The organism is Noviherbaspirillum sp. (genome assembly GCF_035944575.1).
Classification (GTDB): domain Bacteria; phylum Pseudomonadota; class Gammaproteobacteria; order Burkholderiales; family Burkholderiaceae_D; genus Noviherbaspirillum.
The window spans coordinates 1-7,159 of record NZ_DASZBA010000047.1 but is presented as its reverse complement, the minus strand read 5'-3'; the positions used below and the strand labels follow the sequence as shown (position 1 = coordinate 7,159).

Annotated in this window: 6 protein-coding genes; 4 read left to right on the top strand and 2 right to left on the bottom strand. The window is 60.0% G+C overall.

Annotated elements, in window-relative coordinates:
- Positions 1–186 (top strand): hypothetical protein (locus VGU61_RS02845; protein WP_326857591.1); only part of this gene is annotated, 186 nt, incomplete at its 5' end.
- A complete protein-coding gene (locus VGU61_RS02840) occupies positions 152–1,279 on the top strand; it encodes an MFS transporter (RefSeq protein ID WP_326857590.1) in 1,128 nt (375 codons plus the stop codon). The genes VGU61_RS02845 and VGU61_RS02840, both read left to right, overlap by 35 nt.
- Positions 1,280–1,282: 3 nt before the next feature.
- Here the strand turns inward: VGU61_RS02840 and VGU61_RS02835 are convergent, their stop codons facing one another.
- Positions 1,283–2,221: a MerR family transcriptional regulator gene (locus VGU61_RS02835; RefSeq protein WP_326857589.1), complete on the bottom strand. Its 939-nt coding sequence runs from the start codon at positions 2,219–2,221 to the stop codon at positions 1,283–1,285.
- An 855-nt stretch (positions 2,222–3,076) separates the two neighbouring features.
- Between VGU61_RS02835 and VGU61_RS02830 the strand changes: the two genes are divergently transcribed.
- Positions 3,077–3,859, top strand: coding sequence for a ceramidase domain-containing protein (locus VGU61_RS02830; protein ID WP_326857588.1), 783 nt, complete (start codon positions 3,077–3,079; stop codon positions 3,857–3,859).
- A 19-nt stretch (positions 3,860–3,878) separates the two neighbouring features.
- Here the strand turns inward: VGU61_RS02830 and VGU61_RS02825 are convergent, their stop codons facing one another.
- Complete coding sequence (locus VGU61_RS02825) at positions 3,879–4,610, bottom strand: helix-turn-helix transcriptional regulator (RefSeq protein WP_326857587.1); 732 nt, start codon at positions 4,608–4,610, stop codon at positions 3,879–3,881.
- A gap of 111 nt (positions 4,611–4,721) precedes the next feature.
- On the opposite strand from VGU61_RS02825, the gene VGU61_RS02820 reads away from it, so the two are divergent.
- Positions 4,722–6,695, top strand: coding sequence for an MFS transporter (locus VGU61_RS02820; RefSeq protein ID WP_326857586.1), 1,974 nt, complete (start codon positions 4,722–4,724; stop codon positions 6,693–6,695).
- The last annotated feature ends 464 nt before the right edge of the window (positions 6,696–7,159 follow it).

The following is a 7,159-nucleotide window of genomic DNA, read 5'->3' as shown; positions in this document are numbered from 1 at the left end:
GATTGTGACGCCCATGCTAACGAACGGCCATGTGGCGACTTTGTTAAAGTAGCCGCTGTCATCCGCCCAGATTTTCTTGATGCCGAATGTAGATACAACAAAACCGCCGCTTCAGATTCCCCGTACCGTCTGGGCACTGGGCTTCGTCAGTATGCTGATGGATATTTCCTCGGAAATGATCCATAGCCTTTTACCTGTCTTTATGACAGTAATTTTAGGCGCAATTGCCACGATTGTTGGGATTATTGAAGGTGTCGCGGAAGCGACTGCGTTGATCGTCAAGGTGTTTTCCGGTGCGGTCAGCGATTATGTCCGCAAACGGAAGTGGCTGGCAGTGCTGGGTTATTCGATGGGTGCGCTGGCGAAACCGATGTTTGCAGTGGCGACGACCACCGGCTGGGTATTGAGTGCCCGCTTCATCGACCGTATCGGCAAGGGCATCCGTGGTGCGCCGCGGGATGCGCTCATTGCCGATGTGACCGATCCGGCCAACCGTGGTGCGGCATTCGGGTTGCGGCAGTCGCTCGATACCGTCGGCGCGTTTGCCGGGCCGTTGATCGCAACGGGTTTGATGCTGGTGTGGGCCAACGATTTCCGGGCGGTATTTTGGGTCGCGGTGGTCCCCGGTTTCATGGCGGTCGCATTGCTCATCGTCGGGGTCAGGGAACCCGACCACGCCACCGCTTCCGGCAAGCCCGAGTTTCCGGTATCCCGCACGGCGCTGCGCAAGCTGCCAGCCGCGTATTGGTGGGTGACTGCGGCTGGAGCGGCCCTGACACTGGCACGCTTTTCAGAGGCGTTTCTGGTGCTGCGCGCCCAGCAAGGCGGACTCGCCCTGTTCCTTGTACCCATGGTATTGGTGCTGATGAACGTTGTGTATGCCGTATGCGCTTATCCGTTCGGTATCCTGGCTGACCGTATGCCGCACCGGTTGCTGCTGATGCTCGGTATCCTGCCCCTAATCGGCGCCGACCTGTTGCTGGCGCACAGCGATGCCCTTCCATGGGTAACGGCTGGACTTGCGTTGTGGGGCGTGCATATGGCTGCCACGCAGGGGTTGATGGCAACGATGGTGGCCGATACCGCGCCGGCGTCGTTGCGCGGGACGGCTTTCGGGATCTTCAACCTGGCGTCCGGCATTGCGATGCTGATCGCGAGCGTGCTGGCAGGCGTCTTATGGGACAGGATCGGTCCGGCCGCGACCTTTCATGCCGGAGCCCTATTCGCCGGCGCCGCGCTGTTGCTGCTTGCAGCGCGGGAGGTGCGCAACAGGAAATAGGCCTCAGGCGGCGTGCTGGCCACGCCACTCCTCGATCAAGTGCCGCACCTCATGCAGATCGACCACGCGTACAAACTCGGGTGGCCGGCGGTACAGCACCGAACTGCCGCCGCCGACCCAGATTCTCACGGACGGCGCCAGCTTCGAGCGCAAGTCGGCCAGCCCTTCCAGCACCTGGTTGGGATTCATGGCCGAGGAGAATGACAGTGCGACCACGTCGGCCTCGTTGGCTTGTGCCGCCTGAGCGATGTCGATGATGGGCGTCTGCACGCCGAGGGAAATGCAACACGCGCCCTCCAGGGCGAATATCGCCTCCGCCATCAGCAAGCCGAGTCCATGGGACTCCTGCGGAAACGTGGTGAGCAGGATGCGCGGGCCGCTCGTCGCCGGCTGCGGCGGAATGGAGGCGATGGCATTACGCATCACGACATGTACCGACTCGGTGTACAGGTGCTCCTCGAAAATCGCGAAGGTACCGTTGGCCCAGCGTGCCCCGACCATTGCATTCAGCGGTGCGACCACCTCCACCACGAACCTGAACAAACCCATGCGCATCAGGGATTGCGATAGCTCGCGCCTCAACTGATCGAACTGATAGGACTTGCACAAGGCAATGTAATGCAGCAGGTCCTTGCGTTCTTCGCTGGTGTCGTCGGCGGCTACCGCGGAACCGCCGGATTGCCCTCCCAGTGCACGCAGTTCGTCCATGCCGAGATGAACGATCTTGCTCGGACGATGGCCCTGGTCAAGCAGGGTTTTGAGCAGTCTCAGTTTCTCGACCTGTGCCAGGGAATACGTGCGCTCGCCGAATGCGTCTCGTTCGGGTTGGGGAAAAGCATAGCGACGTTCCCATACCCGCAGGGTGTCCTTCGACAATCCTGTTTCACGCTGCACCGACCCGATGCTGAAACTGAGCGGGGCCGATGGTGGGGAGGTGTCCATGAACAGATTCCTTAAGTAAATGGCGACTACCCGATACGCCATAAGAGTTCGAACGGCGTTCCGAGGCGCCGGCTTATTGTAGTTGGGTTCATTGTCATGGACAACCCATTGACAAAATATAGCTATTGGGCAAAATTACGCTCTCCACAATTGTCTATGACAAATGTGGATTTTTGTGTATTGTTTGTCTAAGCGGAGGTCAGCGCAGCGAGATCAGCGGGTGGTGAGGGTTACCGCGGCGGCGTAGATGCATTTCTACTTGCGCCGCATTCATTCTCCCTCTGGTATGGCGCACATCGCCCGGTAGTAACGCCCTTGTGAGAAGAGTTGCCATATCCGATGCAGATTCGCTCTCGGAACTTCAGCATCGATTTACTGCTTGACCGCATCTGATCGGGCAGCAATTACGTATATACGTCTGGAAGCGGCTTTGTCGCGTCCGACTCCAGGCAGGGAGTTTAACTGCGGGCCTCGCGGCTTTTGCCGCCGGCGCGTCTGGGCCGGTTCTCCTCGACCCGTCCAGGCAGGTCCCGCAGTCTTTTTATAACCGCAAGTCGAGCGCAACGGGCATTCTGTTGCGCCCATAATTACTGCGCGTTCTGCGCTTCAATCAGCAAACCACCGCGTTGGTAAACAGTGCCTGGGAACGCCCGCCGCTACGTCGGCAGACTGTTGGTCGGGATTACCGACCAACACCTGAGCGTGCCGGTTGAATGGGGCGCGCACACAGAAATCAACACATTCGCATTGCAATCTGCCGCGCCAGGTAGCACATAACGATACTTTCCAGTTATTCATTAGTTTTAATGGCGCATATTTCTATACTCCGTCCGAAACAACCAACGGAAGAAAAATATGCCGCAGGACCTGTCACCCACCGAAAAACATGCTCTGCTCTTCATCGGAGCGCTCATCTTCATCGGCTTGCTGTTGCCGCACATCGCGCAACCGGAGGATTACCATCGCTTTGCCGACCACCGCGAATGGCTGGACATCCCGCATGCCGCGGATGTTCTTTCAAACATCATCTTCGTGGCTGCCGGGATGCTCGGCCTGCTGCGCATGCGCTCGCCGCACGCAGCATCGATCACACGCAAGGTGACGATACCGCTGGGGGTGTTCTTCAGCGGATTGATATTGACCGGTGTCGGGTCGGCGTATTACCACTGGTCGCCGAACTCTCATACCATCCTGTTCGACCGCCTGCCGATGGTGATTGCATTCGCCGGCATCATCGGCGCCTTCTTGTCACAGCGTATTTCCATCCGCATAGGCATGGTCGGCATGGCAGTCGGCCTGCTTGCCGGCGTCGCCGGTCTTGCCTTGTCGATTGTGAACGGCAGCCTTGCCCTATATCTGGTGCTGCAATTCGGCGGACTGGTGGGACTGGTCGTCGGCCTGCTGCTGACCCATGATGCCGACGACCCGTTTCCCTGGTGGGGACTGGTCAACTGGTATGTACTGGCGAAGTTCTTCGAAATAGGCGACTACTTCTTCTGGGACATGACCCAGCATCTCGTATCGGGCCATACACTGAAGCATCTTGCCGCAGGCATGGCAGGCATGGTGCTGCTGAACGCCCTGCGCACCAGGGTGCGCCGGCGGCGCGGGCCTGCACCGCTACTGATCGCAGACTGACATGAAGCCGCCGCACGCATCAGCGCCGGAATCGCTGGAATGCCTCGAATTCCCAGGACCGCATTGCCAGCAGCAAGGTATAGCCTTCCCGATGCTGGACGGGCAGTTTCTGATCGGTCTGATGCTGTTGCGCGAAATCCTGGGCCACCCGCTGCAGGCGCTCAACGAAGGCCGGCGCGAGGCTCTTGCCGATCGAACCATGCACCAGCATCAGCGACTCGCCTTCCTTGTCGAAGCCGCCGGCAAAATAGTCGAGCAGCGCATGCTCGCGGAAAAAGTCCATCACCGGGCCATGCGGCCGCCAGCGGAAGGTCTTCGCGAGTTTGAGCCGGTACCGGTTCAGCGGCCGCAGTTCGATGATGCCGATCCGGTCGAGCTGCAGCAGGTATTTGACGGCCTCCGCATCGGTCAGTCGGTATTGGGCGGTGATCTGTTCCATCGTCCATTGGCTGAGCACGCAGATCGCTACCAGCAGCAGCTTCTTGTCCGCCACCACGGCCTTCTCCTGCGCCAGCGTCAGTTCGGCCAGCAAGGGTTGCGCATCGGCGATGCGGCGGGCCAGTTCGGCGAAGTCGATCTTCAACGCGCTGCAGATCGCATCAACCCGCGACAGCGGCATATCCGCCTTGGCCAGCATGCGCTTGACGCTGGATTCGGACATGCCGAGCTTGCGCGCCAGGTCCGCATAGGTCATGCGCGCGGCTTTCAGTTCGTCCTTGAGGGCGGCAACGAGATGGGCGGTGGTAGTCATGGATTGTCGTTCGTCATTGTCATTATTGGAAGGATACGGCGATGGTACCGATTTTTTCCGGCCCGCATTCCGTCCGTGTATATTTGTGCACTTCTTCGTGGAGAGTAGATGATGAAACAAACCATCGCGGGCGATCAACCGGCTTCCGTGCAGCCGCAGGCCGGACCGGACAACCATGCCCATCCCAACCAGTTTTCCCTGCTGGGACAGCGGCGTTTCGCTCCCTTCTTCTGGACCCAGTTTTCCGGCGCCGCCAACGACAATCTGTTCAAGTTCGCCTTTACGGTGATGGTGACGTATCAGCTGCAGGTCGAGTGGCTGCCGCCTGCGATGGCCGGCCTGGTGATCGGCGCGCTGTTCATCCTTCCCTTTTTGCTGTTCTCGGCAACGAGCGGCCAGATCACCGACAAATACGACAAGACCCGCATCATCCGATTCGTAAAGAATCTCGAGATCGGCATCATGGCGATCGCCGCCTACGGCTTCCTCAACGACCAGGTCGCCGTCCTGCTGGCCTGCACCTTCCTCATGGGCCTGCATTCCACCCTGTTCGGCCCGGTGAAGTTCGCCTACCTGCCGCAGGCACTGAATGAACGCGAACTCACCGGCGGCAACGGCATGGTCGAGATGGGCACTTTCGTCGCCATCCTGCTCGGCAATATCGCCGGCGGCCTGCTGGTGGCGGTGCCGGAAATCGGCCATGCGCAGGTGGCCATCGCCTGCGTCGCACTGGCGATCGCCGGCCGCGCGGTGGCGCAGTACATTCCTGCCGCGCCGGCGACCGATCCGGGTTTGAAGATCAACTGGAACCCGGTCAGCGAAACCTGGCGCAACCTGAAAATGGCGCATGGCGATCTCGTCGTGTTCCGCTCGCTGCTCGGCATCAGCTGGATGTGGTTCTTTGGTGCGGTCTTCCTGAGCCAGTTTCCCAGCTTCGCCCGCGACGTGCTGCATGGCGACGAACAGGTCGCCTCCCTGCTGCTGGTCGTGTTCTCGATCGGTATCGGCACCGGTTCGCTGCTGTGCGAAGTGCTGAGCCGCCGCCACGTCGAAATCGGCCTGGTGCCGATGGGCGCCATCGGCATGAGCGTGTTTGCGATCGACCTGTATTTCGCTTCGCGCGGCCTGCCGCCCGCCGACCTACTGACGCTGGGCGAATTCCTTGCCAAGCCCTACCACTGGCGCCTGATGGCAGACCTGATGCTGCTCAGCCTGTTCGCCGGCCTGTACAGCGTGCCGATGTATGCACTGATCCAACTGCGGTCGAAGCCGACCCATCGCGCCCGCATCATCGCCGCCAACAATATCCTCAACGCGCTGTTCATGATCGCCAGCTCGGTCATTGCCGGCGCCCTGCTCCAGATGGGCATGAGCATCCCGGAAATTTTCCTCATCGTGGCGATCGCGAATGCGGTGGTGGCTTCGTACATCTTCCTGCTGGTGCCGGAATACCTGTTGCGCTTCGTCGCCTGGGTGATGTCGCACATCATCTACCGCTTCAAGGTCAAAGGCGATCAAAACATTCCCCTCGAAGGCCCGGCCATCCTCGTCTGCAACCATGTCAGCTTCGTCGATGCCGTGCTGATGATGGCGGCCAGCCCACGCCCGATCTTCTTCATCATGGACCATCGCATCTTCAGGATCCCGGTTCTCGGTGCACTATTTCGCTTGGCAAAGGCAATTCCGATCGCGCCTCGCGCCGAGGATGAACGTGCCTATGAGAACGCGTTCGAGCAGGCGGCTCGCATTCTTCGGGAAGGCGATCTGCTGGCGATCTTCCCCGAAGGCGGCCTCACCCGCGACGGCAACCTGCAACCCTTCAAGGGCGGCATCATGAAGGTGCTGGAGCGCGCTCGGGCAGACGGGCTTGCGCCGCCGGTGGTGCCAATGGCGCTGACCAATCTGTGGGGATCCTTCTTCAGCCGGGTGGAACAGGTCAACGGCAACCGCGTCGCGATGGTGCGCCCGTTCCGACGCGGCATGCTGAGCCGGGTGGGGCTGAATATCGGTGCTGCGGTGCCGGCGGAGATGGTGCGGCCTGAGGGGTTGCGGGAGGATGTGGCGGGGTTATTGAAGCAGGGATAGTCATGTTAAGACGATGTTTTGTTTCGCCTAAGTATATTTAGTACTAGTTACTGTCGCACCACTCCGTAAGGTTTCCTCCCCTTTCCAGGGGAAGGGGTAGGGATGTAGCAGGGGGTGAGCAGGGTTTTCAGACGGCATGCCGTCTGCCTGCAAACGGCAGCATGCTGCACGCCTGCGGAATGATCTTCCCTTGCAGGGAGGGGTAGTGAGGTTAATCAACCGAATGCAGTAGCTCAACCTCACTACCCCCATCCCAACCTTCCCCCTGACAGGGGGAAGGAGCGGGTTCGGTTACAACCTTTTCACGTCGCCGCTGGCAAGCGGCTCCGATTCAGCCGGCACAACGCAGCGCGTTGCGAAACCCCGGCTTCATCCCCTAAGAGGAGGAAGGGGCCCGCCACAAAAACCGGCATCTCCGCCAGTATCATTTTTTGATACCCCCAGATCAAACGTCCTCCACCAGA

Excerpts from the sequence above, each read along its gene's own strand:
- VGU61_RS02840 (WP_326857590.1), top strand. The coding sequence starts at position 152 with ATGCTGATGGATATTTCCTCGGAAATGATCCATAGCCTTTTACCTGTC.
- VGU61_RS02830 (WP_326857588.1), top strand. The coding sequence starts at position 3,077 with ATGCCGCAGGACCTGTCACCCACCGAAAAACATGCTCTGCTCTTCATC.
- VGU61_RS02820 (WP_326857586.1), top strand. The coding sequence starts at position 4,722 with ATGAAACAAACCATCGCGGGCGATCAACCGGCTTCCGTGCAGCCGCAG.
- VGU61_RS02825 (WP_326857587.1), bottom strand. The coding sequence starts at position 4,610 with ATGACTACCACCGCCCATCTCGTTGCCGCCCTCAAGGACGAACTGAAA.
- VGU61_RS02835 (WP_326857589.1), bottom strand. The coding sequence starts at position 2,221 with ATGGACACCTCCCCACCATCGGCCCCGCTCAGTTTCAGCATCGGGTCG.